The 23127-nt window shown below is 69.1% G+C and carries 23 protein-coding genes and 7 pseudogenes; 14 read left to right on the top strand and 16 right to left on the bottom strand.

Annotation, left to right across the window (positions count from 1 at the left end):
- Nucleotides 1–42 precede the first annotated feature (42 nt).
- The 4 genes and pseudogenes from SY89_RS01500 to SY89_RS01485 all read left to right on the top strand — a co-directional run bounded on the left by SY89_RS01500 (nt 43) and on the right by SY89_RS01485 (nt 1832).
- Nucleotides 43–384, top strand: coding sequence for a hypothetical protein (locus tag SY89_RS01500; RefSeq protein ID WP_054582875.1), 342 nt, complete (start codon nt 43–45; stop codon nt 382–384).
- Nucleotides 385–432: 48 nt separating this feature from the next.
- A complete protein-coding gene (locus SY89_RS01495; RefSeq protein ID WP_054582874.1) occupies nt 433–912 on the top strand; it encodes a TRAM domain-containing protein in 480 nt (159 codons plus the stop codon).
- A 51-nt stretch (nt 913–963) separates the two neighbouring features.
- Nucleotides 964–1209 (top strand): amphi-Trp domain-containing protein, encoded by a 246-nt coding sequence (locus SY89_RS01490; RefSeq protein ID WP_239685485.1) that lies wholly within the window; start codon nt 964–966, stop codon nt 1207–1209.
- Nucleotides 1210–1257: 48 nt separating this feature from the next.
- Nucleotides 1258–1832 (top strand): annotated as a pseudogene (locus SY89_RS01485) (Tfx family DNA-binding protein).
- Nucleotide 1833: 1 nt separating this feature from the next.
- Here SY89_RS01485 and SY89_RS01480 read toward each other — a convergent pair.
- Entirely contained in the window at nt 1834–2859 is a 1026-nt protein-coding gene (locus SY89_RS01480; protein ID WP_054582873.1) for a mannose-1-phosphate guanylyltransferase, read from the bottom strand.
- Nucleotides 2860–2898: 39 nt separating this feature from the next.
- Entirely contained in the window at nt 2899–3177 is a 279-nt protein-coding gene (locus SY89_RS01475; protein ID WP_054582872.1) for a DUF7091 family protein, read from the bottom strand.
- Nucleotides 3178–3369: 192 nt separating this feature from the next.
- Here SY89_RS01475 and SY89_RS01470 point away from each other — a divergent pair, with 192 nt between their 5' ends.
- From SY89_RS01470 to SY89_RS01460, 3 genes and pseudogenes are all read left to right on the top strand, one after another.
- Complete coding sequence (locus tag SY89_RS01470) at nt 3370–4299, top strand: replication factor A (protein ID WP_054582871.1); 930 nt, start codon at nt 3370–3372, stop codon at nt 4297–4299.
- Nucleotides 4300–4904, top strand: a pseudogene (locus tag SY89_RS01465) (RPA family protein).
- Between the two features lie 219 nt (nt 4905–5123).
- Nucleotides 5124–6263, top strand: coding sequence for an NAD(P)/FAD-dependent oxidoreductase (locus SY89_RS01460; RefSeq protein ID WP_054582870.1), 1140 nt, complete (start codon nt 5124–5126; stop codon nt 6261–6263).
- A 1-nt stretch (nt 6264) separates the two neighbouring features.
- Here the strand turns inward: SY89_RS01460 and SY89_RS01455 are convergent, their stop codons facing one another.
- The gene (locus tag SY89_RS01455) at nt 6265–6723 is read right to left on the bottom strand and encodes an Hsp20/alpha crystallin family protein (protein WP_054582869.1); all 459 of its coding nucleotides are present in this window, start codon (nt 6721–6723) and stop codon (nt 6265–6267) included.
- A pseudogene (locus SY89_RS16975) lies at nt 6720–6877 on the bottom strand (DUF7559 family protein). Before SY89_RS16975 ends, SY89_RS01455 begins: the two are co-directional and overlap by 4 nt.
- 128 nt (nt 6878–7005) lie before the next feature.
- On the opposite strand from SY89_RS16975, the gene SY89_RS01450 reads away from it, so the two are divergent.
- A complete protein-coding gene (locus SY89_RS01450; RefSeq protein ID WP_054582868.1) occupies nt 7006–7362 on the top strand; it encodes a DCC1-like thiol-disulfide oxidoreductase family protein in 357 nt (118 codons plus the stop codon).
- Here the strand turns inward: SY89_RS01450 and SY89_RS01445 are convergent.
- The 5 genes from SY89_RS01445 to SY89_RS01425 form a co-directional block, all read right to left on the bottom strand.
- A complete protein-coding gene (locus SY89_RS01445) occupies nt 7357–7716 on the bottom strand; it encodes a DUF7853 family protein (RefSeq protein WP_054582867.1) in 360 nt (119 codons plus the stop codon). The two genes, SY89_RS01450 and SY89_RS01445, sit on opposite strands and share 6 nt — an antisense overlap.
- Before the next feature lie 48 nt (nt 7717–7764).
- Nucleotides 7765–8724 (bottom strand): phosphotransferase family protein, encoded by a 960-nt coding sequence (locus SY89_RS01440; protein ID WP_054582866.1) that lies wholly within the window; start codon nt 8722–8724, stop codon nt 7765–7767.
- Between the two features lie 120 nt (nt 8725–8844).
- Entirely contained in the window at nt 8845–10008 is a 1164-nt protein-coding gene (locus SY89_RS01435) for an acyl-CoA dehydrogenase family protein (RefSeq protein ID WP_054582865.1), read from the bottom strand.
- Between the two features lie 50 nt (nt 10009–10058).
- The gene (locus tag SY89_RS01430) at nt 10059–10781 is read right to left on the bottom strand and encodes a type 1 glutamine amidotransferase (protein WP_054582864.1); all 723 of its coding nucleotides are present in this window, start codon (nt 10779–10781) and stop codon (nt 10059–10061) included.
- A 41-nt stretch (nt 10782–10822) separates the two neighbouring features.
- On the bottom strand, nt 10823–11533 hold the full coding sequence (locus tag SY89_RS01425) for a phosphoribosyltransferase (RefSeq protein WP_054582863.1): 711 nt from the start codon (nt 11531–11533) through the stop codon (nt 10823–10825).
- 105 nt (nt 11534–11638) lie between these two features.
- On the opposite strand from SY89_RS01425, the pseudogene SY89_RS01420 reads away from it, so the two are divergent.
- Nucleotides 11639–12458: pseudogene (locus SY89_RS01420) on the top strand (amidohydrolase family protein).
- A 41-nt stretch (nt 12459–12499) separates the two neighbouring features.
- On the opposite strand, the gene SY89_RS01415 reads toward SY89_RS01420, so the two are convergent.
- Complete coding sequence (locus tag SY89_RS01415; RefSeq protein WP_054582862.1) at nt 12500–13417, bottom strand: glycosyltransferase family 2 protein; 918 nt, start codon at nt 13415–13417, stop codon at nt 12500–12502.
- An 87-nt stretch (nt 13418–13504) separates the two neighbouring features.
- Here SY89_RS01415 and SY89_RS01410 point away from each other — a divergent pair.
- The 4 genes and pseudogenes from SY89_RS01410 (at nt 13505) to SY89_RS01395 (ending at nt 15380) form a co-directional block, all read left to right on the top strand.
- Nucleotides 13505–13896 (top strand): annotated as a pseudogene (locus SY89_RS01410) (PPOX class F420-dependent oxidoreductase).
- Nucleotides 13897–13948: 52 nt separating this feature from the next.
- Nucleotides 13949–14134 (top strand): hypothetical protein, encoded by a 186-nt coding sequence (locus tag SY89_RS01405; protein ID WP_054582861.1) that lies wholly within the window; start codon nt 13949–13951, stop codon nt 14132–14134.
- A gap of 66 nt (nt 14135–14200) precedes the next feature.
- A complete protein-coding gene (locus tag SY89_RS01400) occupies nt 14201–14593 on the top strand; it encodes a hypothetical protein (protein WP_054582860.1) in 393 nt (130 codons plus the stop codon).
- Between the two features lie 79 nt (nt 14594–14672).
- Nucleotides 14673–15380 (top strand): class I SAM-dependent methyltransferase, encoded by a 708-nt coding sequence (locus SY89_RS01395; protein ID WP_054582859.1) that lies wholly within the window; start codon nt 14673–14675, stop codon nt 15378–15380.
- Here SY89_RS01395 and SY89_RS01390 read toward each other — a convergent pair whose 3' ends face one another.
- From SY89_RS01390 to SY89_RS01375, 4 genes and pseudogenes are all read right to left on the bottom strand, one after another.
- Nucleotides 15381–15785: a TRAM domain-containing protein gene (locus tag SY89_RS01390; protein ID WP_054582858.1), complete on the bottom strand. Its 405-nt coding sequence runs from the start codon at nt 15783–15785 to the stop codon at nt 15381–15383. It abuts the gene before it with no gap.
- Nucleotides 15786–15858: 73 nt separating this feature from the next.
- Nucleotides 15859–16539, bottom strand: a complete 681-nt coding sequence (locus SY89_RS01385; RefSeq protein WP_054582857.1) for a YkgJ family cysteine cluster protein — start codon at nt 16537–16539, stop codon at nt 15859–15861.
- 58 nt (nt 16540–16597) lie between these two features.
- Entirely contained in the window at nt 16598–17395 is a 798-nt protein-coding gene (locus SY89_RS01380) for an MBL fold metallo-hydrolase (RefSeq protein ID WP_054582856.1), read from the bottom strand.
- Nucleotides 17395–19115, bottom strand: a pseudogene (locus SY89_RS01375) (radical SAM protein). Before SY89_RS01375 ends, SY89_RS01380 begins: the two are co-directional and overlap by 1 nt.
- 240 nt (nt 19116–19355) lie before the next feature.
- Between SY89_RS01375 and SY89_RS01370 the strand changes: the two are divergent.
- A complete protein-coding gene (locus SY89_RS01370; protein ID WP_239685484.1) occupies nt 19356–19985 on the top strand; it encodes a helix-turn-helix domain-containing protein in 630 nt (209 codons plus the stop codon).
- A gap of 106 nt (nt 19986–20091) precedes the next feature.
- On the opposite strand, the gene SY89_RS01365 is transcribed toward SY89_RS01370, so the two are convergent.
- Together SY89_RS01365 and SY89_RS01360 are read right to left on the bottom strand one after the other, a co-directional pair.
- Nucleotides 20092–20928 (bottom strand): DUF429 domain-containing protein, encoded by an 837-nt coding sequence (locus SY89_RS01365; protein WP_054582854.1) that lies wholly within the window; start codon nt 20926–20928, stop codon nt 20092–20094.
- Nucleotides 20928–23088: pseudogene (locus SY89_RS01360) on the bottom strand ((Fe-S)-binding protein). Before SY89_RS01360 ends, SY89_RS01365 begins: the two are co-directional and overlap by 1 nt.
- Nucleotides 23089–23127 lie beyond the last annotated feature (39 nt).

Raw genomic sequence — 23127 nt, 5'->3', positions numbered from 1 at the left:
ACAGTCGGTGGCGTTTTGCCCCGTGCCCTCTGAACACCGTCCGTGTCCGACGAGGATTGGCGCGACCGGCTCGCCGAGGCGGGTGAGCTCACCCCGGAGGTAGCCGGCGCCATCCTCGACGCTCACGGCGACCGTGGCTCCCGCGCCATCGAGGCGGTTTCTGAGGGGCGGGTGAAGGAGTACCGCGACTTCACCGTCGTCGTCGGCCACGAGGACGAGTACGTGATCGAGGACGACGGCTGCACCTGCGCGGACTCGGCGTACAACATCGACAGCGAGGCGGGTGAGCGCTGCTGGCACGTCCTCGCGGTCGATATCGCCGAGCGCGTGGGCGCCGTCGACCACCACGACATGTGGTACTCCGAGGTCCGGGAGTTCATCTGACCCGTCCGAACCGGGACTGTTTAGAGCGTCGGCTCAGTACATTCCTGTATGCCGGACTGTCCGTTAGCCGACGACTGCCCCAGCTTCTCCGAGCGAATCGAGGGCATGGGCTGTCAGCACTACGGCGATCGCGGGGGTGCCGAGTGGTGCAACCATTACGACATGCCCATCGACGAGCTCAAAGAGCAGCCAGTGAAGCCGGGCGAGGAAGTCGTCGTCGACGTGACGGACATCCACGAGAGCGGCGCCGGTGTCGGTCGGACCGACGACGGGTTCATCGTCCTCATCGACGGTCTCCTGCCGGAGTGCCGGGCCCGGGTCCGTATCGACCAGGTGATGTCGAACCACGCGAAGGCCGTGAAGGTCGTCGAGAAGATGCCGCTCGACGAGGAGGCCGACGACGACGCTGGCGAGACGTTCGACGCCGACGAGGAGGCCGACGACGACGACGATGACGGCCGACCCGACCGTAGCGACCGCGAGCGACTCGGCTCCCGGGACAACTTCTGGGGCGGCGACGGCGCCTGAGTCGGCCCACGCCGGGCACAGCTATTTCCTGCTGGACGGGGAACCGTCTACATGATGCCTGAAGAACAGTTGTTCAAAACCGAGCAGCAGCGTTCGCGGGCGGAGATCGCCGACGCCCTCGTCGCCGCGGCCGAACAGATCGAGACGGGGGCCGTCACACTCGAGAGCGGGACCGACAGCCGGGAGGTCACCGTCCCCGAGTCCTCGCAGTTCGAGGTCGAACTCGAGCGGCTCACCGATTCCGAGACCGGCGAGCAGCGCTACGAGCTCGAGTACGAGGTCCGGTGGAGCGAGTAAACCGCCACGAACTGTAGGTTTTTCTGCCGCCAGCGCTCAGTCCCCTCCATGAGTGACGGCGACGCCGATACCCCACAGGGGGATCCGCCAGCCGGCGGGGCGGAGTCGAACGACTCCGCCGCCGGTCGGGACGGGTCCGGAGACCAGCCCTCGTCGGACGACTCCGTCGACGCCGACGAACTCCTCGCACGCTCGGGTTCGACGCCGACAGCAACGTGCTCACCCGCCGGCAGGCGGAGGTGCTCGCGCTCCGGGAGCACGGGCTGCGCCAGTCGGTGATCGCCGACCGCCTCGGCACCTCGCGGGCGAACGTCTCGAGCGTCGAGGCTAGCGCGCGCGAGAACGTCCAGAAGGCCCGCGAGACCGTCTCCTTCGCGGAGGCACTCTCGGCACCGGTCCGCATCCGCGTCGAGAACGGCACTGATCTCTACGACGTGCCCGAACAGGTGTACGAGGCCTGTGACGAGGCGGGCGTGAAGGTGGGCTACGCGGCGCCAGAACTGATGAAGATCGTCAGCGACGCGGCCGGCGACGCGATCCACGGCCGGGAAGTACGCGCCGAACTGCTCGTCGGCGTCACCAGCGACGGCCAGGTCCGCGTCCGCCGCACCCACGAGGAGTAAGTCAGAACGCGTCGCGATCCGCAAGCAGGGAGACGAGTTCCCGCACGCGCTGGGCCTCGTCTTTCGGCACTACCAGCACGTGATCGTCGTAGGCGACGACCGCCAGTCCAGAGACGCCGACCAGCGAGACGTGTTTCCCGTCGCTCGCGATCACGTTGTCCGCGGCGTCGACGGCAGCGTACTCTCCGATCGCGACGGTGCCGTCGTCGTCGGCCGCCAGCACGCGATCGAGCGCGTCCCACGATCCGAGATCGTCCCAGGCGAAGTCGGCGGCGACGACGGCGACGCGCTCGGCGCCCTCGAACACCGCGTAGTCGACGGAGACCGGTTCGACCGCGTCGAACCCCGATTCGGGATCGCCCGCCGCCAGCGCGTCGACCAGCGGCGCGAGCGAGGAGTCCGCGGCGGCGTCGAGGAAGCGCTCGGGCGTCCACGCGAACATCCCGCTGTTCCATCGGTAGCCCGCGTCGACGTACGCCCGGGCGGTCTCGGCGTCGGGCTTCTCGTGGAACGTCGCGACCTCGTGGAACTCGACGCCGGCGGCGTCCCCTGCTCCACCGGGCTCGACGTAGCCGTAGCCGGTTTCTGGCCGGTCGGGCGTGACGCCGAACGTGACGAGGCGATCGGTCTCGGCGGCGACGCGGGCGCCGGCGATCATGGTTTCCCGGAACGTGGCGTCGTCGCCGACGTGGTGATCGCTCGGGAGAGCGACGATCACGAGCGGCTCGTCGGTGTCCCGATACGTCTCCCGAATACGGTGGGTCGCGTACGTCAGCGCCGGGCCGGTGTCTTTGCCGTCGGGTTCGACCAGCACGTCGGCGTCGGGCGCGTGCTCGTCGATCTCGTCGGCGAAGCGCGGCCGCGTGGCGACGACGGTCTCGTCGGCGAAGCCAGCGCGATCGACGGTCCGGGCGAGCAGCGAGCGGTCACCGCCGATCGGGAGGAATTGCTTCGGCCGGTCGGACCGGCTAGCCGGGTAGAGTCGCGAGCCGATGCCGCCCGCGAGCACGAGCGCGACGGTTTTCACACCCGGACGTGACGCCCGACGGTGTTCAACCCCGGGGTCTCACCACGTCTCGACGACGCCCTCGCGCACGTCCTCGGCACAGCCCCGGCAGTCGGGATGGTCGGCGTCGAAGCAGGCCGGCCGTCCCTCGGCGTCGACTGCCACCGCCCGGCGGTCGGCGTGGCGGCGACAGACGAGCTTCGCCCGGCCCGCCTCGTCGGTCGGGAGATCGAACGCGGCGGGTGCGCGGCCTGTCTCGTACGCCTCGCGGGCCTCCTCGAACTGCTTGCCGGCGTTCCGGAGTTTGGTCCGGATAAACCGTTCGAGGCGGTCGTCCATGCCCGGACGTAGCGGCCCGGACCCAAAGAGGCGTCGCCCCGGCGCGTCGACGATCCGCCGCGTTGACGTTCCGCCGCGCCGACGCCCCGCTCGCGTGGGGTTTCAGTTCCACCTCGGTGGCGGAATGTTAAATACCGTAAGGAACCAACTAGCGTACGCCTCCCAACGAAACACAGGCGGAGGCAGGCACCCATGAGCGAACTCGAGTCACACGCAGCGGCGATAGCCGAACAGTTCTCGGACCATCTAGACATCAGCCAGGCGGACGTCGAGGAGCGCCTCGAAACCCTGGTGGAGGAGTACCGCGTCCCCCTCGACGAGGCCCGTCGCAGCGTCGAGAGCCAGTATCTCGACGAGGCCGACCTCGAACGGGACGAGCTCGGAAGCGCCGACAGCGAGCTCGTCCAGCTGGGCGAGATCGACGAGGACGAACAGTGGATCGACCTTCGCGTGAAGGTCGCCGACCTCTGGGAGCCCGGCCACGAGTCCATCGCACAGGTGGGCCTGCTGGGCGACGAGAGCGGGACGATGAAGTTCGTCGCGTTCGACACCTCGGACCTCCCCGAACTCGAGGAGGGCGCCAGCTACGCCCTCTCGAACGTCGTCACCGACGAGTACGAGGGGAGCTTCTCGGTCAAACTCAACAAGACGACCACGATCACCGAACTCGACGAGGAGGTCGAGGTCGGCGACGACGCCGTCTCCGTCGAGGGCGCGCTGGTCGACGTGCAGTCCGGCTCCGGGCTGATCAAGCGCTGCCCCGAGGACGACTGCACCCGCGTGCTCCAGAACGGTCGCTGTTCCGAGCACGGACAGGTCGACGGCGAGTTCGACCTCCGGATCAAGGCCGTACTGGACGACGGCCACGAGGTCCACGAGGTCATCTTCGACAAGGAGACGACCGAGGAACTGACTGGGATCGACCTGGAGGAGGCCAAGCAGATGGCCACCGACGCCCTCGACACGACCGTCGTCGTCGAGGAGATGCAGGGCGACCTGCTGGGTCACTACTTCGAGGTGTCCGGCCCCGTCTTCGGGCGCTACGTGCTCGTCGACGCGTTCGAGCGCCTGGACAGTGCGGTCGATCCGGAGAGTGCGCTGATCAAAGCGAGGTCGATCTAAATGTCCGCAAACGCCCCCATGCGCGAAGTCGCGCGCCGCGCCTTCGCCACCGAGTTCAACGACGCGAGCCACACCTTCAAGGAGTCCGACGACGAGCGCGCCCCGGCCTACCAGCTGCTCCCGACGGGGAGAAGGCCAACCGCGTGTTCTTCGTCGGCACCCTGACCGAGAAGGAGGACATCGGCGAGGACAACGAGTACTGGCGGGGTCGCATCGTCGACCCGACGGGGACGTTCTTCGTCTATGCCGGCCAGTACCAGCCCGAGGCCGCTTCCACGCTGCGTGATCTCGAACCGCCTGCCTACGTCGCCGTCGTCGGCAAACCGCGAACGTACGAGACCGACGACGGGAACGTGAACGTCTCGGTTCGCCCCGAGTCGATCACCGTCGTCGACGCCGCGACCCGTGACCGCTGGGTCGTCGAGACTGCCGAACGCACGGTCGAACGCGTCGCCGCCTTCGAGGACGAAGGGAACGAGTACGCCCGGATGGCCGCGGATCGCTACGACGCCGACCCCGAGCGCTACCGCGAGGCCGCCGTCGAGGCGCTCCGCGGGATGGACGAGGACGGCGAGGCCGACGAGCAGGCCGAACCGACCGCGTAGTCGGCGCTTCCCGCCGCCCCGTGGCCGGGCCCGGGTCGTTTTTCACCCGCTGGGCAGTCACAACGCCATCAGCGTCCGGCGGCCAGCCACAACGCCATCAGCGTCCGGCGATCAGCCACAACGCCATCAGCGGTGACGGCTAAGTGGCTGGGACCGAAGACGGGGTATGGACCGATCCGTTGACAGCCACCAGCCACGCCCCGAGCGGCGGGTGCGTCGATGCGCGTAGCCGTCGTCGGCGGCGGTGCCGTCGGCGTCACCGCGGCTCACGACCTCGCACAGGGCGGCGCCGACGTGCGCCTCTACGAGCGCGACGAGCAACTGGGCGACACCAGAACCCGCCCCCGGGATCGGGTCGAGGGGAGTTCCCACCGCGCGGCGGGCGTGCTCGCGCCCCGCCCGACCGACGCCGTCGGCGCCGAGATCGCGAGCCGGGCGCTCGACCGCTTCGAGTGGCTGAGCGAGCGCGACCACCGGTTCACCGTCGAACCGACGCCGCAGGTCACCCTCGTCGGCGCCGACGCCGCCGACAAACAAGCCACACTGCGCGAGACGGTGGCCGCCGCCGGGGAGCACGGCGTCGACGTGGCCTGCCACGACCCGGCGTCGATCGCCGATCGCTTCCCCGCGCTCGACTTTGCTGGCGTCGGCCTCGCGGCCGTGACCGAGCGCGCCGCCTACGCGACGCCCGGGCCGGGCGCGTACGTCGCGGCCATGGCCGACCGCGCACGCGACGCCGGCGTCGACTGCTGGACGGGCGTCGAAGCCGGCATCTCCCACCGCGGCGACGGGCCCCGCGTGGACGGCGAGCGCTTCGACGCCGTCGTCGTCGCCGGCGGCGGCTGGACCAAGCGTCTGCTGGCGCCGACGGGGATCCGGCTCCCGCTCAAACCGTACCGCGTGCAGGCGCTCGTCGCCGGCGCCGACTACGAGGGGCCGATGGTGCACGACGCCGACGCCGGCGTCTACTTCCGCCCGCATCCGGCGGGCCTGCTCGCGGGCGACGGCACCGTCCCCGAGGAGTGTGACCCGGACGGCTGGGAGCCCGGCGGCGACGACTGGTTCGTCGACGGCGCGCTCGATGCCGTCGCGAACCGGACCGCCCACGACGCCGGCGCCGACGCCGCCTGGGCCGGGATCGCGACGGCGACGCCCGACGGCGAGCCGCTGCTGGGCGAGGTGGAGTCCGATCTCTACGTCGCGACCGGCTGGCACGGCCACGGGTTCCTCCGCGCGCCGGCGACGGGTGAGGCGCTCGCGGAGCAGGTGCTCGGGGAGCGTGAGCCGATCGAGGCGTACGCCCCCGGGCGGTTCGAGGGCGTGCCCGAGTTCGCCGTCGAAGAAGGGATGTCGCTGTAGCCTACGCCTCGTCCTCTTCGGGAGACTGCTCGCTTTCGGTTTCGTCCGCCCCTTCGGCGTCGAGCGGCACGTCGGTGGCGTCTGCCTCCTTGGGGATGCGGACCTCGAGCGTCCCGTTCTCGGTCAGTGTCGCCTCGGCGCCGCCGGCGTCGACGACGGCGTCCGGCGGAATGCGTGCCCGCCCTGAGAGCGCCAGCCCGCGGCCGGGGAACCGCGTCTCGAACGATTCGTGGAACGACCGGAAGCGATCGGCCCGCACCTGTACCTCGCCGTCGACGAACCGCACCTGCACGTCGGAGGGCTCGACGCCGGGGGCGTCGAACACGACGAGGTAGGCGTCCTCGCTCTCCAGCAGGTCGTACGGCAGCGGTTTGCGCTCCTGGACGCGGCTCACGCCGCGGCCGACCCGCTCCATCACCGCGTCGACGGCCGACCCGCCGATATCACTGAGTTTCGTCATAGTTCGATCTCCTCCAGGCAGTCAGTCCCCCACACAGCGGACACGAGAGATCCGCGACGGAGTGGTCGTCGGCGATGTCGTACGTGTAGTGGTTCTCGAACATGTCGAGCTCGCAGTCGTCGCTCGTACACTTGACCTCCTTCGTGGCGGGCATCGTACCCAACGGTTGGGGCGCCGGCGGCTTAAACGGGCCGGGCACCGGGCCGGTTCGGGGCGAGTGCGGGCGCCCGCCGACTCTGTGGGCGCCGCAAAGCCAAAACCCGAGGCCGCCCTACCGTCTGTATGGCCAAGCCGCGGCTGGTGTACGACGACGACTGCGGGTTCTGTACGTGGTGTGCGGCCGTCGGCGCGCGCTACGGCGACGTTGAGCCGGTCGCGTTCTCGGCGCTCTCGCCCGACCAGAAGGCTCGCCTGCCCGAGGACTGGCGGGAGTCGACGCACCTGTTGACCGACGATGCCGTCTACTCCGCCGGCGCCGCCGTCCAGGGCGTGCTGATCCGGATGACTGTCCTGTTCGTACCGGTGTTCTGGCTGCTGGAGCGGGTTCCGGGCTACGACCGGCTGCGCGAGTGGTGCTACCGGTGGGGGGCGAACCGCCGGGCCTGGTGGGGAAAATTCGTCAGCCGGGGGTCGCTATAGCTCGTCGCGAACCGCCGCCAGCACGCTCCGGCAGGTCGCGCGGTCCCGCAGCGGCGCGCCGGCGAGATACTCCGAGAGCAGTTCCCTGACGAGCAGCAGCGCCTCGCGGTCGAGCCGGAGCGGCTCCTCGCCCTCGAGCGCGTCGAGCAGGTCGATCGCGGCCGCAGACTTCTCGCCGGCGGGCGGTTCGTCCTCACCCGCCGGCGGGTCAGGGAAGCCGTGGTCGTCGGGCGTCGATTCGGTCGCCTCGTCCGTCCGTTCGTCGAGATACTGTAGGAGGGCTGCATGGAGGACCCACTGTTCCTCGTCGCCGAGATCGAGGCGGGCACCGTCGTCGTGTTTCGGGTCGGCCATCGGCCTTGTCGACTCTCTTTCGTCCAGACGGGTATAGTTACGCATCGGTTAGACCGTGCTTTTGGTCTTCCAGCGACGCGAGACGGCCCCGTACTGATTCGGCCAGGCGGCGTCCATGTCGGGCGACAGCGTGAGGGGGTCCTGATCGCCGCGCTGGAGATGCAGCGACCGGAGGTACGAGAGCCCGTTACACAGCGTCAGCGCGTCACGGCGCTGATCGAACCCGGCGGGGAGCGGCCGGACCGATTCGTACGCCTCGCGGAAGGCCGCCTCCGGCACGTCGTGGTCGGCGCCCGGGCCGAACAGGGGGAGCACGGTCCGCAAGTAGTCCCACTCCGCCGGCGCTGCGAGCGCGTGTTCGAAGTCGATGACGGTGGTGACCGATCCGGCCTCCGGGTCGAGGCCGACGTGCTCCCCGAAGTAGTTCCCGTGACACAACACCGTGTCGCCGGCGGCGTCGAACAGGTCGCGGTTCTCGCGCACCCACCCCAGCACGTCCCCCGCGAGATCGCCGTAGCCGACGCCCTCGAGGAACTGCTGGCGCTGCTCCAGCAGCGCGAGCAGCGTGTCACCCCACCGCGGGTCGGCGTCGACTGGGGGCGTCGTCGGATCTTCGACGGCGGTCGCCGGGCGAAGCCGGCCGGGCCACCCGATCTCGGCCGTCTCGGCGTGGAGCGTCGCCAGCCCGCGGCCGAGCGCGCGGATTCGCGCCCCGTCGCGGGTCGGTGTGTCGTCCGGGACGGCGTCACACCAGCGCGCGACGTAGTGGCCGTCGCCGATCGCGAGCAGTTCGGGGACGTGGACGCTCGTCGCCGCGGCGACGTATCGCATCGCCGCCGCTTCGCGACCGAGTTCGGCTTCGGGGTGGGTCTCGACTTTACAGATCGCCCGCTCGCCCCGGAACCGGACCTCGTAGGTGGCGTGCGGGCGGACGCGGTGCAGTTCGCGAACGACACCGTACTCGTCGGTGTGGGCCGACAGCGCGTCGTGAACGGCAGTTTCGGACATGGTGAACGTCGCGTGACGGGCGACAGCCGGCCGTGCCCAGCGCGGTGCTGCAGCTACGGCCGGGAGAAGACGAACGGAACGTCGGGAAACTGTAGGAAAAACGTACCGATTCGTCGCGACCTACTGGAACGCCGGGATCCCCGTCAGATCCTCGCCCAGGATGAGCGTGTGGATGTCGTGGGTGCCCTCGTAGGTGTACACCGTCTCCAGGTTCGCCATGTGGCGCATCGGCGAGTGGTCGGCGACGATCCCGTTGCCGCCGAGCATCTCGCGGGCGACCGGTGCCTGCTCGCGAGCCATGCGGACGTTGTTGCGCTTGGCCATCGAGACGTGCTGGGGGCGGAGGTCGCCGCGCTCTTTCAGCTCCGCGAGTCGGTAGGCGAGCAGCTGGGCGGTGGTGATCTGGGTCGCCATCTCCGCCAGCTTCTGCTGCTGAAGCTGGAACTGCGCGATGGGGCCGCCGAACTGCTCGCGGTCGGTGGCGTACTCACGGGCGGTCTCGAAGCAGTCCCGTGCGGCGCCGATAGCGCCCCAGGCGATGCCGTAGCGGGCCTGCGTGAGACAGGAGAGCGGGCCCTTCATCCCCTCCACGCCCGGCAGGACGGCGTCCTCGGGGACGCGCACGTCCTGCAGGCTGATCTCGCCGGTGATCGACGCCCGCAGCGAGAGCTTCTCGTCGATCTTGTTGGTCGTCACGCCGTCCCGATCCGTCTCGACGAGGAACCCACGGACGGGGCTGCCGTCGGCCGAGCGATCCTTCGCCCAGACGACCGCCACGTCGGCGATAGGGGAGTTGGTGATCCACGTCTTCGAGCCGTTGAGCACGTACTCGCCGTCGTCTTTGACGGCGTGAGTCTCCATCGCGCTGGGGTTCGAGCCGTGTTCCGGCTCCGTGAGCCCGAAGCAGCCGACCGCCTCGCCCGCACCGAGGTCGGGCAGCCAGCGCTCCTTCTGTTCCTCGCTCCCGAACGCGTGGATGGGGTACATCACCAGCGCGCCCTGGACGGAGGCCATCGACCGCAGCCCCGAGTCACACGCCTCCAGCTCCTGCATCAGCAGGCCGTACGCCGTCTCGGAGACGTTCGGCGAGCCGTACCCCTCGAGATTGGGCGCGTAGAACCCGAGATCGCCCATCTCGGAGATGAGCTCCGTCGGGAACGTGCCGTCGATCCAGTGCTGGCCGATGTCGTCCCGCACTTCCTCCTCGACGAAGCGGCGTGCGGTGTCACGGATCAGCCGCTCCTCCTCGTCGAGATCGGCCTCCAGTCCGACGTAGTCGAGCATGGTGGTACTCGTGTACAAGGGGGCAAAAGCGGTTCGTTATCCCGGGGTCGCTACGCGCTGGCTTCGTTGGCGTCGAACGAGGCGGCGACGCGCTCGGCGTACTGCGTGAAGTTCTCGAACAGCCGCTTGGCTTCGCAGGCCGTCTCGTAGTTCGCGGGCGTGATGTCGTCGAGGACGGCGTCGACGCGGCCGTCGTCGAGGCTGTCACGCTTCCCCTCTGTCACCTCGCGGGCGGTCTCGATGTCGTACTCTGGGTGGAACTGCACGCCCCATGCGTTGCCGGCGCGGAACGCGTGGACGCCGTGTTCGTTCTCCGCGAGCAGCTCGGCCTCGGGCGGCAGATCGACGACGGTGTCGCCGTGGGTGGTGAACGCGAGGAACGAATCCCCCAGGCCATCGAGCAGTGCGTCGTCGGCGGCCTCGGGCCGGCGCTCGATCTCGTTGTAGCCGATCTCGAACCCGTCCATCCCCGCCACGCGGCCGCCCAGCGCCTCCGCGAGCACCTGGTGGCCGTAACAGACGCCCAGGATCGGGATCTCCCGTTCGTGAGCCTCGGCGACCCAGTCGACCAGCGGCGGAATCCACGCCTCGTCCCAGTAGACCGAGGCGCGAGAGCCGGTGACGACGACGCCGTCGAACTCGTGATCCGCGGGGAGTTCGCCCTCGGTCACCTCGAACTCGGCGAGGTCGGCGTCGAGCTCGCGCCGGAAGTTCCGGCTGGTGTTCTCGTCGCCGTGGGCCGCGTGCAGCAGCGCGAAGCGAAGCCTGCTCATGGCTACTGGTGGGAAGCGGCGCGAAAAGACGCTTTCGGGGTTCAGGCGTCGCCGTCTTCGGAGACCAGCCGCCAGGCGTCGCCCTCGCGGTCGAGGTAGCCGCGGTGGACCATCTCCTCGAGCACCTCCTCCAGCCGGTCGGGCTGGGCGATCTCCATCTCGATGCGGTTGATCCCGTGGTGCTCCGAGAGCAGGCCGCGGATGTCGTCCTCGTCGAACAGCTCGCCGTCGGCCTCCTGAGCCATCGCGCCGGAGATCAGGTCGACCATGTCCTCGATGAAGTTCCACGGGTACACCATCCACGTCCACTCCGAGAGGTACTCGCCGACGTAGTCCGGCTCGAACTCGGAAGTGCCCAACAGCTGCAGCGTCGCGGTCCGCACCGTCCCGGGGTTGCGGTCTCGGACGTACTCGTCGGCACGCTTGATCGACCCGCCGGTGTCGGCGATGTCGTCGATGATCAGCACGTCCTTGCCATCGACGCTGCCCTCCGGCATCGGGTAGCGCACCTCGGTGCTGTCGGCCTTCTCGGCGGTGCCGACGTAGTGTTCCATCTTCAGGCTCGCGAGATCGTCGAGGCCCAGGAAGTCACAGAGGCTCCGCCCCGCGAACCAGCCCCCGCGGGCCAGGGCGACGACGACGTCCGGGTCGAACTCGTCGTCACGCACCTCCTCGGCCACGTCCCGGCAGAGCCCGTAGATGTACTCCCAGTCGGTGATCGTGCAGTCGAAATCCTCGGGGAGGTCGCTCATCGGTCGCAACGTCGGAGCGGCCGGCAGTTAAGGGTTCAGAACCCCGAACGGGGTGGGGAAGCGCGACCCATCCCTTTTTGCGTCATCGAGAAGACAGCCAACCAGATGCTGGAGTTGGAGCACGGCTTCCGGGTCGCCGACGTGCACACGCGACTCGATCCGGACGAGGAGGCCGTCGCGGTCCGGGGCCGGCAGGTGTCTCCCGAGCGACTGGAGCGGGAGATGCACCAGGCCGGTGTCGAGCGCGCGGCGGCCTCACCGGGCCGGACGCCGAAGGGGAGGGGTACCTCCGGGCGAACAACGCGGTCGCCCGCCTGAGCGTCGATCGGCCGCTGCTGGCGTTCGCCCGCCTCAGCGGCCCCCGACACGTGAGCCGGGTCGTCGGGCCGCTCGTCAACCCCGTCAAACGGCAGAAGTCACACCACACCACTGCCGGCGACGTGGAGCAGTACGCCTACGACGACCGCTACCACGGGTTCACGCTCGACCCGGCCCACGACGGCCTGCCGACGGAGGCGGTCGTCGACGAACTCGCCGCCGTCGGCGACCCCGTGCTCGTCCACGCCGGCGAGCACTGCCCGCCCAGTGCGGTCGCCGACGCGCTGCTCGGCCGGGGTTCCCGGTGGTCCTGACCTCCTTCGGCGGCTATCCGCTGCAGGAGAGTCTGATGGACACGGCGCTCTCGCTGCTGGAGACACACGACGACCTCTATCTCGACACCGCGTACGTGCCGGATCGGGACGTTCTGGAGCGGGGCCTGCTCGAACACCCCGACCGGATCCTGTTCGGGAGCGGGGCGCCGTCGGTCCACCCCAACGTCGGCGTCATGGAGATCCTCACCCTCGACGTGTCGGAGGACGCGATGCGCCGGGCGTTCACCAAAAACCCCGCGCGGGTGGTGCCGGGGCTCCTGCCGGATCTCTGAGGTCGCCGGGCAGGAGGCGTCGCTTGTCGCGCTGTCGGACGCTACTCCCGGCGGTCGTACGTCGCCACCGCGCGCTGTTTCTCGACGCTGAGCCCGGAGGGGTTGCGCGTGTCGCTGCGGTCGCGGGCGCGGGCGACCAGCCCGTCGGCGCTGCCCCGGAGGATCCCGCTGATCACCTCCCGCCCGCTGCCGAACCACGCCGACGGGCTCCCCTCGCCGCGGAGCACTGCCCGCGCGGCGTCGGCGGCGTCGCCGAACGCGTGGGTGAGCGTCCGCCGCGCCACGGTCGGCCGCGGGCCGTAGTTCTTGGTCAGCCGGTAGCTGAGCGACCGGTACTTCCAGTTCCGGTGCTGTTCGTCCGGCCCGTGGGGGCCGGGGCCGGCGTGTTCGTCGGCCTCCCGGTTCGTCCGCATCCCGTCGTGCCACGCGACCTCGTAGCCGGCGCCGGCGAGGCGGTGGGCGGCGTCACGGGCGCCGCCGGTCCGGAGGTACTCGTCGAACCCATCGAGCGTCTCCCGCAGCGTCGTGGCGCGGAAAGCGACGTTGTCGCCGTTGAAGTAGCGCACGTCCCGGCCCGCGATCTCCCGGCGTTCGAGTTCGTCGCTGTTGTCGTCGTCACCGCGGCTCACGGGGCCGGTAACCGCGTTGGCCGCCGCGAGCCCGTCCCGGATGGCGTCGACCCAGCCCTCGGCGATCCGGAGGTCGAACCCCAGCAGGGCGATGGCGTCGCCGGTGGCGGCGGCGATCCCCGCGTTCCGGGCGACGTTGATACAGCGGTCGGCGACCTCGACCAGCACGTCCACGTCGGCGCGTTCCCGCACCATCCCGGTAGTGCCGTCGGCGGAGGGGCCGTTGACGACGACCACCTCCGCGTTGGGCGCACGCGAGGCCAGCGAGTCGAGGCTGGCCGCGAGTCGGTCCCGACCGTTGAGCGTCGGGACTACTACCGAGAGATCCATACTCCTCCTTCATCGGTCCGAGGTTTAAAAACGTGGTCGCCCAGGACGGGGCGAACGCTTACTTCGGCCCCGTTCCATCCCCGAAACGTGATACCTGAGTCCCACGTCGACATCTTCGAGTCGGAGTCGTTCGCCCACCTCGCGACCATCATGCCCAACGGGATGCCCCACGTCACGCCGGTCTGGGTCGACCACGAGGACCGGGAGTACGTGCTCGTCAACACCGCCCGCGGCCGCCGGAAGGAGAAGAACGTCCGGCGCGAACCGATGGTCGGGCTCTCCGTCTACGACCCGGACGACCCCTACCGCTACGTCTCGGTCCAGGGGAGGCCGAACTCACCGAAGCCGGCGCGAAAGCCCACATCGACGAACTCGCCCAGCGCTACTTCGACGTCGACGAGTACCCGCACCACGGCGAGGAGTCCGGCCCGCGCGTGTTGATCAAGATCCCGACCGAGCGGATCCTGACCGCCGGCTAACGCCGGGGTCGTCGACGGTGGTTTCTTGTCGCCGCCGCGACATTCGACAGCTATGGTCTCCCGCGAGAACACGGTCATCGCCGTCTGCATCGCCCTCGCGATCGCCTCGCTGTACGTCGCGAACAGCCTCACGACGCTCCAGCAGTGGCAGTCCGCAGCGCTGATTCTCGGTGTCGGCGTGCTCGTGCCGACGCTCGTGAACGAGTTCCTCGACGGTCGGGCCGGCGACGAGCGGTAGCGCTGTGGTGTCGGGAGCGAACCGCTCTCCGAAACGTTGTTACAGTAATGGGTCGTCACTCGCCGCGTGCCCTCCTCCTCCGACACGGACTGGCGGTACGGCGTCTACCTGTTCCCGCTCCCCCTGCTGCTCTCTGTCGCCGCGGCTGGGGGGATGTGGGCGTTCGTCTCCCTCACGTCGTCCGGCTCGTTCTCCGACGCAGACGCGCTGGCGGGGATCGCAGCCTTCCTGCTGACCGTCGCCGGCTCGTGGCTCTCGATCCTCTTCGGCGCCGTCGTCGCCGTCGCAGTGGTCATGGACGCCCGCGCACTCGCTGACCGCGGCTGGTGGTCGCCGAACCGGTACGCCGTCGGCGTACTCGGGCTCCTCCACCTCGTCGCGACGCAGTTTCTCCCGCTGGGGCTGCTCTCCACGCCGCTTTTCGTCGCCTACTGCTACCGGCGCCGAGAACGCGTCTAGTGACCCGCAGTTCGGCCGCCGCCGCCCGCGGTTCGGCAAGCAGTACGGTTTTAGTGTTCGGCACGTGACTCCCGATAGCGTGAAGGGAAAGGAGTGGTACCAGGCCGACGACGTCGCCGAGGAGTACGACGCCAAGCGGTTCTCCCGTGGCGGCCGCCTGATCGATCGCCGAGAGAAGCAGGCGGTGCTCGACGCCGTGGGACCCGTCGAGGACCGGAGCGTACTGGAGATCGCCTGCGGGACCGGCCGGTTCACGGTGATGCTGGCCGAACGCGGGGCGAACATCGTCGGACTGGATATCTCCGACGCGATGCTGACCCAGGGTCGCGAGAAGGCCCGACAGGCCGGCGTCGACGACCGCGTGGAGTTCATGCGCGGCGACGCCGCCCGACTCCCCTTCCCCGACGATCACTTCGACACGGTGGTCGCGATGCGGTTTTTCCACCTCGCACCCACGCCGCGGAAGTTCATGGCGGAGATGGCTCGCGTCTCGAAGGAGCAGGTGTTTTTCGACACGTTCAACGACTTCAGCACGCGCGTGCTGTACAACCGACTGCTGCCGATGGGGTCACATCTCTACGGCCGCGACGAGGTCGAAGACCTGCTCCACTCGGCGGATCTGGAGCTCGCCGACGCCGAACACGACTTCGTGCTCCCCTACGGCTTCTACCGGAAGATCCCCGACGCGATGGCGGGGCAGTTCAGGAAGCTGGACACGGCGATCGGAAGCTCGTCGCTGGGCGAGAAGCTCTGTTCGGTCTCCTGGTGGAACGCCCAGGTCGGGTAGCTACTCCTCGATTATCTCCCCGACGGCGAAGTTCGACTTCACCTCGGACACTTCGATCTTCACTCGCTCACCCACGTCCGCGCCGGGGACGATGATCACGTACCCCCGCTCGACGCGCGCGATCCCGTCGCCCTGCTTGCCGATGTCCTCCACCTCGACGTAGCGCACTTCGCCTTTCTCGACGGGTGGCTGGGGCTCGCCCTCGCCGCCCGTACGCTGGGTGGTGGACGCCGTCTCGGCGTCGCCGCCGTCGCCGTCCCCGTCGATCAGGGCGACGCGGTAGGTGTCGCCCGAATCGAGCGAGCCGCGCTCGATCTCGCGTTTGGGCACTTCGACGACGTACCGGTCGCCTTCTTCGCGGACAGTAGCACTGAACAGACAAAGTAGTTCGTCGGAGATCTCCATAGCTGAGACTCGACTACGACCAGTCGGGCCTCCGTAATATGTGTACCGCTCTCACGGGGCAGTGAACTCGCGTTCACTCGGCTCGCTCGATGGTGGTTCCGTCCGCGCGTTTCGCGCCCTCGGAGTCGTGAACCACCACCTCGCCGTCGTCGGCGTCGACCGGCTCGTACTGGTCCCGCAGCGCGATGGCCTCCTCCAGCTCCCGGACGGTGCGCGTTTTCAGCGCCGCAGCCAGCTCCTCGGCGTCCTTGCGGCTGATCTCCCGACCCAGTCCCTCGCACTCGTGGGCGCGGACGATCCCCTCGGCGTCGACGGGCTCGCCGGCCGGTTCGGCGGTGCCGCCGAGCGCGACGCTGAAGGGGTAGGTCTCACAGATCAGCGGTCGGTCCGCGTGCACCGTGCAGGCGCCCAGCCCGTCCGTTTCCTCGTAGAAGGCGCAGTCGCCGCAGGCGTCGGTCTGGAGGGCCCACTCGAACGTCTCCCCCTCGGGGCCGTCGTCGCCCTCGGAGAGCCCGTACGGCATCGGTCGCGCCACGTCGCGCCACTCACGGTCGGCGTCGCCGGCTTGCTGGAGGGTCCGAACCTCGTCGGGGAACACCGTCGCCGTATGCGGCTCGGTGTCGCCGTCGGGCGTCTCCTCCCGGGTACAGCAGGCGCCACACCGCGTGCACTCGAAGCCGAGGGACTCGATGGCGTCGGCGAGAGCGGCCGTGTCGAGCCCGCGGGCGCGGTCGAGCTCGTCTTCCAGGGACACACCCGCGTTCGGTGACCGCGGGGGAAAACGTCGTCGGCGTCGGGCGCCCGAGGCGGCGTTAGGCCGGCTCGACCCGCCCCGTGTCGGGGTCCCAGTCGACGCGGCCCTCCACGGCCAGCTTCTCGAGGTGGGCCCGAACGGTCGCCCGGGCGAGGTCGCGAACCCCGGAGAGATCCTTCTCGTAGGCGGTGTCGAGGACGGCGTCGAGATCGGCCGCGCCGGCGTCGACGGCGTCGAGGACGGCGGCCTCCCGATCGAGTCGGTGGCCGATCAGCCGGTCGAGGCTCGCCCGCGGCGTCGGCTCGTCGTCCATCGCCGGCCCGTGGCCCGGCAGTAGCCGGTCGGGCGCTCGTGCGCGGAGCCGGCGGAGCGAGCTGAGGTACGCCCGCAGGTCGCCCTCCGGGGCGCCGACGACGACGCTCCCCTCGGCGACCGCGAGGTCGCCACAGAGCACGGCGCCGTCGAGTTCGAAGGCGACGTGGTCGACGGCGTGACCCGGCGTGTCGAGCACCCTCACCGTGCCCGCGTCGGTGTCGATCGCGCTGCCCTCGGTGATCTGTCGGTCGGGCTCGACGCCGGTTTCTGCCGCGAACCGCGCCGGTCGCCGTGCCAGCAGGCTCGCCCCGGTTTCGGTGGCGTAGTCGGCGACGGCGCCGACGTGATCCGGGTGGGTGTGCGTGACCGCGATGGCGCCGATCTCGCGGTCGGCGACGAGGGCGTCGAGGCGATCCGTGCGCCCCGCAGGGTCGACGAGCAGCGCCGGCGCGTCGCCGACGACGTAGGCGTTGGTCGCCCCGCTCGGTGCGCGGCTCTCGACTGGCACTGCGACACGGTCGACGGGGAACTGCTCGGCCATCAGTCCGCGCGGCTCCCGGGCTCGAACGTTCGGGTCACGTCCACGTCGGCGTCGCCCGCGGTCGCGAACAGCGAGAGGTCCACGTCCGCGGCGTCGCCGGCCTCCTCGACGGAGTCGTAGGGGCGCGAGACGACGATGTCGCCCGCGCGGCCGTCGCTGACGCCCGGGATCGTCGCGAGCTCGTCCATCGACGCGGCGTTTACGTCGAGGGGTAGGGGACCCCCGTCACCGAGCGGTAGCCGTGGTCGACGATGGCCACGTCGATGGTCCGGCCGAGTTCGCGCTCGCCCGGAATCCCCACCAGCAGCGGGTAGGTACCGAGCTGGCGGCCGAACGTCTTGCCGTCCTCGTGGTACTCGAGATGTACGTCCGGCAGCACCGTCCCTGGCGGGACGACGCGCTGGAGCATCGGGTTGTCCACCTGCTCGCGGACCTCGCGTTTGTACGCCTGGAACTGCTCTCTGTGCTCCTTGGCGATGTCGGCGCCCGTGTCGCCCATCTCCGTGCCGGCGAACGCCATCACCTGCCGGATGTTGATCCGGCGGAGCATCAGCCCCTCGTCGTACACCTGCCGGAGGAAGCGGCGGTTGTGGTCGTACGTTTCGGGGCGCTCGCCCGCCAGCCCGTGGACGAGGTTGATCCCCGGCAGCAGTTTGGGCAGCCGGTTCTCTGCGGGCCGCCAGCCGCCGGCCTCGTTCACGATGCGGACGGCCTCTAAGCACTCGTCGGCCGTGACGAGCAGGTTGTTCTGCTCCTGGACGACCGGGTCCGCCGACTCCAGGCCGAACGCGGCGGTGTCGCCGGGGGTGTTGTGCTCGGCGATGATCTCGATGGCCTCCCGCGACGCTTCGGGGTAGTCCGTGATCGTCACGGGGTTCATGTTGTCGAGATGCAGTGTCTTCAGGTCGGGCGCCACCTCGCGAATGCCGCCGTACAGCGCCCGGATCGCGTCGGGGTTCGGCGCCTCGCCGTCGCCGCCGAAGGCGAGAATGTCGGCCTGCCGGCCGAGCCGGAAGTGTTCGACGCCGTGGTTCGAGAGCCGGTCGACTTCGTCGACGACTGATTCAGGCGTACGGAACGCGGGGTTGCCGTACAGCGGCTCGGTACAGAACGAGCAGCGGTACGCACACCCGCGGGAGGTCTCCATCTCCGCGATCAGGTAGTCGGGGTGGTTGGGGTGTTGCTCGACGACGAACGCGCCCTTCGAGGCCCAGCGGTCGAGCTCCTCGTTGTCGCGCATTCGGTTGTTGAACCCCTCGAGCCCGGAGTCGACGAGGTCGTAGGCGGCGGCCTCGATGTCGCCCTTCGCGACGAACTCGTAGTCGAGATCCTTGCGCTCCATCTCCTGGGCGCCGGCGTTCTCCTCGCCGACGCCGAAGCGGACGGGGCCGCCGAGCAGCGTGGTCCCCTTCGCGGTCCACGCCAGCTCCTTCACCTCGTCCGGTTCGGCGGGTGTGCCGCCGACGTACTTCCCGGGGACGGTCATCCCGCCGACGTAGACGAACAGGTCGGCCGTCGACACGTCGCCCCACTTCATCCGGTCGTCCCGGAGTTCGTCGATCGTGTGGTAGGTGATCTGCTCGCGGGGGACGCCGGCGTCGACGAGCGCGCCGGCGGTGAATCGGGGGTAGGTGGAGATGTACGGCGGGACCCCGAAGTGGGCCGGCTCGTCGACGTAGCCGTCGACGATCGTGACGGAGAGCGAACCGGGGTCGGTCATACCTCGGCTTGTCGGTGGAGGGGTAAAACGCGTGTGGTGCGGGCTGTGCGGTGCCCTCGCCCGCACCAGCCCCCGTGGCGGGCGCTTTGAGGCCACGCGACTCGGAACGCTCCCGTCCGCCTACTCCGGACAAGTACACTGTCGGATACGTCCGGTTTTTTAGTACAAATCACACCATAGCCAGCGACAATGCGGTATCTCCAACTGCGGATTCAGCCTCCTGCCGGGCTGAGACATCCGATGCATCAGTTTCTCGTGGAGGACAACTCGATTCGCCGCGCGTACCTCCGACACTGGAACTTCTCGAACCCCGACTACGTTGCTGCCTTGCTGCACGTCGTCGGGACCGCTGATGGACGACGCGAAGAGTACGTTACGAGACTCGACGCCGTGGACACGGTTTCGGAATACAGCGTAACGCCGGTTGATGACCGAAGTTTTTACGTCTACATTCGGGAGGCGGCACGGGGTTTCGCCAGTCAGCTTCGGGCACTCCTCGACGGGACCGACCTGCTTCTCGTCCCGCCGATCGAGTACGGTAGTGACGGTGAGGTGACCATCGAGGTCGCCGGCGACCAGGACGCGCTCCAGAGCCTCGTCGCCGACCTTCCCGACGAGCTTTCTGTCTCCGTCAGTCGCCTCGGAGAGTACGACGCGTACCGGGAGTCACGAGCGTCTGCGCTCACCGCCCGGCAGAGAGAGGTGCTCGACGTCGCACGGGAGCGGGGCTACTACGAAACGCCTCGACAGACCACGGTTCGAGAGATCGCCGACGAAGTAGACTGTTCGAAAAGCACTGCCGCCGACCACCTGCGAAAGGCAGAAGCCCGAGTCATGTCGCTGCTCGATGATCACCCGATGATGCCGTGACCGTTCCGCGGTCGATCAATCGATCCCCCGTAACTGAGGCCACACCCAGTCGCACGGCCGGATCGTTGCGGCGTCGACGACCGGCTGCCGTCGAAACCGTCCCCGGTCACACGTAGATATACCCTTCTTCGCGGTACTCGCCGTCGTCGATATCGAGGTTCGCCGGATCGACGGTGTTACGCCAGCCGGCGAACGCCGCGAGCACGGCGTCCAGACCGTCGCCGCCGGCGTCGGCCAGGAGGCGACCGCGCATGGGCTCGGGGACCGTCAGTTCGCTCTCGCGACCGAGCGCGTCGAGGTTCGCTGTCCGGCGCTTTCGCCCCGCCTCGCTCGTCTCCTTGTAGCCGGCGCGGTGGGTCTCGCCGTCGAGGCTGTCCAGCGCCGCCGCAGGGTACGTCTCCAACAGCGTCGGTTTCTCCGGGGCGAGGCTCTGCATCGGCGCCACCCGGACCGCGTCGGCGAGCACCAGCGGCCGGAGCACGTCGCGAACCCCGTAGAACGTCTGGCTCCGGAGCCGGCGGTTGTACGGCGAGAGCGCGCCGACGGCCTCCTCGGTCGCCCGCACGTGCTGGACGCGGTCGTCGTCAGTCAGTTCGGCACGGGACTGACAGCGCCGCTGGAGATCGGCGGGACTGCTAAACAGGCTCGGGAACTCGCGAACGAACGACTCCCAATCCGCCGGATCGACCACCGACGACGGCAGCGCGAACGGGAAGTCGAGCGCCGCCGCGGCGTCGCCGTCGAGCGCGGCGAGATGACGGGTCAGCGCGCGGTGGGCGGATTCCCGCTCGGCGGCTACGTCGAACCGCTCGGCAACCGGCGCACAGTCGACCAGTTCGGGCTCGTCGCCGCCGTCGATCTCCGCGATCCAGATGCTGTTTCCGGCCTCCTTCGCGCCGCTGAAGTCGACGCCGAAGACAGTGTCCGGCGGCGTGTAGCCCATCAGTCCGCGCTCGCGGCCGTGGTGCCGTCGTCGGCGCCGACCGAGGCCAGCGCGCCCTTGGAGTCGAGTGCCTCCTCCAGCAGTTCGGCCACGTCGACGATCTCGAGGTCGTCCTCGAAGCCGCCCGTTTTGCGGCCGTCCTCGAACATCGTCGTACACATCGGGCAGGCGACGACGAACTTCTCGATCTCGCTGCCGGCGGCGGTGTCCTCGACGCCCTCGCGGAGGCGCTCCTCGCTGGGTTTGGGCTCGTCGTCGAACTCCATCCACAGCCCGCCGCCGCCGCCGCCACAGCAGAACGAGTCGTCGCGGCTGCGGGGCATCTCGTGGAGCTCACAGCCCGTCGCCTCGATGAGCTGGCGGGGCGCCTCGTACTCGCCGTTGTACCGCCCGAGGTGACAGGGGTCGTGGTAGGTGACCGTGTAGTCGAGGTTCGCCCCCGAGAGATCGAGTCGGCCGGCGTCGACCAGATCCGAGACGACCTGCGTCCAGTGGAACACGCCGATCTCGCCGTCGGCGTTCCACTCCTCGTCGTACTCGAACGGCATCACGGGGTCGTCGGCGAACTCGGCGTAGTCGATCTCGGGGTACTCGTTCTTGATCGTGTTGAACGAGTGGGGGTCAGTGCAGACGATGTGATCGAACTCCACCTCGTCGAACGTCTCGACGTGGTGGCCCGCCAGCTCCATGTAGAGGAACTCCTCGCCCGTCCGGCGGATGTCGTTGCCGTCGTACTTCTCGTCGTCGAACAGGATGCCGTAGCTCACGTCGGCGGCCTCGAACACCCGGGCCAGCGCCCGGGCGACCTTCTTGTTCCGGTCGTCGAAGCTCGGGTAGTCGCCGACGTACCAGAGGTACTCGACCTCCTCCTCGCGGGCGTCGGTCACGTCGAACTCCAGTTCGTCGGACCAGTCGCCGCGCTTGCGGTTGGGGTCGCCGAACGTGTTGCCCTTCTGCATCACGTCCTGGAACACGTCCTGCATCTCGCTGTTGACCTGGCCGGTGTCGACGAGCTGGCGGTTCATCTTCGTGAAGCTCGTCAGGTGCTCGATGTCGACCGGGCAGGCGTCCATGCAGGCCATACAGGAGAGACAGGACTCCATCGTCTCGGCGGCGATGACGGACTCGCCGCCGTCGGCGATGATGTCGACCTCCTCGCCCCCTGCATCCACGTCCTCGCGGTAGCTCTTCAGGTCGAGGATCACGTCCCGCGGGTCCAGGTTCCGGCCGGAGGCGTTGGCCGGACAGACCGAGGAACAGCGGCCGCATTTCGTACAGGCGTCCTGATCCAGCGTCTCGCTCCAGGTGAAGGAGTCGATGGACTCGGCGCCGGTGTCGGCGTCGAGATCAGCCGGGACGGAGGGGAGACGAGCGCCGGCCTTCTCGTCGCTGACGACGACGTTCGCGAAGCTGGAGATCATGTGGAACGGCTTGGCGTAGGGGACGAACGCGACGAAGCCGAACGCGATCAGCGAGTGGGACCACCAGCCAACCCAGTAGAGCGCTTCGGCGCCCGTAGCGTCGATGCCCACCGCCTCGACGACGATGGCGACGAAGTAGCCGACGAAGCTGACCGTCTCGAAGTCGGGGAAGCCCGTCGCGCGGATGCGGAGTCCCTCGAGCACGTACCCCCGACGCCCAAGGCAAAGAGCGTCCAGACGAACGCGTCGTCCTCCAGGCTCGTGTGTTTCCCCCAGAGGCGCCCGTCACGCCGGGCGTAGCGCTTGTAGATCGCCATCCCGACGCCGACGACGAACAGCAGCCCCATCGCGTCCATCACCAGCGAGTACGCGAGGTAGAAGTCGCCCTGGAAGAACGACGTCCCCGTGACGACCCGGTACACGTCCATCTCGAACCCGAGGATGGTGGTTCCGATCAGCAGCGTCAGGAACCCCAGAGGATGAACGAGTGCATCACGCCCGCGTACAGGTCGCGGTCGAACTGCTGGCGGTTCGAGAGCACCGTGGTGGCGGCGTCGACGACGCGGCCCGGCAGATCGTCCAGCCGCGGGAACGGGTCCTCTTTCGCCCGTGCGTAGCGCTGGAAGCGCTCGTAGACGCCGACGGCGAACACCAGGATCGCGGCCGCCGCGAGGAAGTAGAAGGCCGCCTTCCCCGTCGGCGAAATCGTCCAGAACGTCTCGCGCGTCTGTGCAAGCATACCGTGTGTGCTGCGGTGCCGTCACCTAAATGCTGCCGA

It is taken from the genome of Halolamina pelagica (assembly GCF_001307315.1).
In the GTDB taxonomy this organism is placed as follows: domain Archaea; phylum Halobacteriota; class Halobacteria; order Halobacteriales; family Haloferacaceae; genus Halolamina; species Halolamina pelagica_B.
The sequence above is the reverse complement of the archived record's forward strand: the minus strand, read 5'-3'. Positions and strand labels throughout refer to the sequence as shown.

Excerpts from the sequence above, each read along its gene's own strand:
- SY89_RS01415 (WP_054582862.1), bottom strand. The coding sequence starts at position 13,417 with ATGGATCTCTCGGTAGTAGTCCCGACGCTCAACGGTCGGGACCGACTC.
- SY89_RS01370 (WP_239685484.1), top strand. The coding sequence starts at position 19,356 with ATGCATCAGTTTCTCGTGGAGGACAACTCGATTCGCCGCGCGTACCTC.
- SY89_RS01365 (WP_054582854.1), bottom strand. The coding sequence starts at position 20,928 with ATGGGCTACACGCCGCCGGACACTGTCTTCGGCGTCGACTTCAGCGGC.
- SY89_RS01460 (WP_054582870.1), top strand. The coding sequence starts at position 5,124 with ATGCGCGTAGCCGTCGTCGGCGGCGGTGCCGTCGGCGTCACCGCGGCT.
- SY89_RS01440 (WP_054582866.1), bottom strand. The coding sequence starts at position 8,724 with ATGTCCGAAACTGCCGTTCACGACGCGCTGTCGGCCCACACCGACGAG.
- SY89_RS01405 (WP_054582861.1), top strand. The coding sequence starts at position 13,949 with ATGGTCTCCCGCGAGAACACGGTCATCGCCGTCTGCATCGCCCTCGCG.
- SY89_RS01435 (WP_054582865.1), bottom strand. The coding sequence starts at position 10,008 with ATGCTCGACTACGTCGGACTGGAGGCCGATCTCGACGAGGAGGAGCGG.
- SY89_RS01445 (WP_054582867.1), bottom strand. The coding sequence starts at position 7,716 with ATGGCCGACCCGAAACACGACGACGGTGCCCGCCTCGATCTCGGCGAC.
- SY89_RS01495 (WP_054582874.1), top strand. The coding sequence starts at position 433 with ATGCCGGACTGTCCGTTAGCCGACGACTGCCCCAGCTTCTCCGAGCGA.
- SY89_RS01425 (WP_054582863.1), bottom strand. The coding sequence starts at position 11,533 with ATGAGCGACCTCCCCGAGGATTTCGACTGCACGATCACCGACTGGGAG.
- SY89_RS01450 (WP_054582868.1), top strand. The coding sequence starts at position 7,006 with ATGGCCAAGCCGCGGCTGGTGTACGACGACGACTGCGGGTTCTGTACG.
- SY89_RS01390 (WP_054582858.1), bottom strand. The coding sequence starts at position 15,785 with ATGGAGATCTCCGACGAACTACTTTGTCTGTTCAGTGCTACTGTCCGC.
- SY89_RS01430 (WP_054582864.1), bottom strand. The coding sequence starts at position 10,781 with ATGAGCAGGCTTCGCTTCGCGCTGCTGCACGCGGCCCACGGCGACGAG.
- SY89_RS01380 (WP_054582856.1), bottom strand. The coding sequence starts at position 17,395 with ATGGCCGAGCAGTTCCCCGTCGACCGTGTCGCAGTGCCAGTCGAGAGC.
- SY89_RS01490 (WP_239685485.1), top strand. The coding sequence starts at position 964 with ATGATGCCTGAAGAACAGTTGTTCAAAACCGAGCAGCAGCGTTCGCGG.
- SY89_RS01475 (WP_054582872.1), bottom strand. The coding sequence starts at position 3,177 with ATGGACGACCGCCTCGAACGGTTTATCCGGACCAAACTCCGGAACGCC.
- SY89_RS01470 (WP_054582871.1), top strand. The coding sequence starts at position 3,370 with ATGAGCGAACTCGAGTCACACGCAGCGGCGATAGCCGAACAGTTCTCG.
- SY89_RS01455 (WP_054582869.1), bottom strand. The coding sequence starts at position 6,723 with ATGACGAAACTCAGTGATATCGGCGGGTCGGCCGTCGACGCGGTGATG.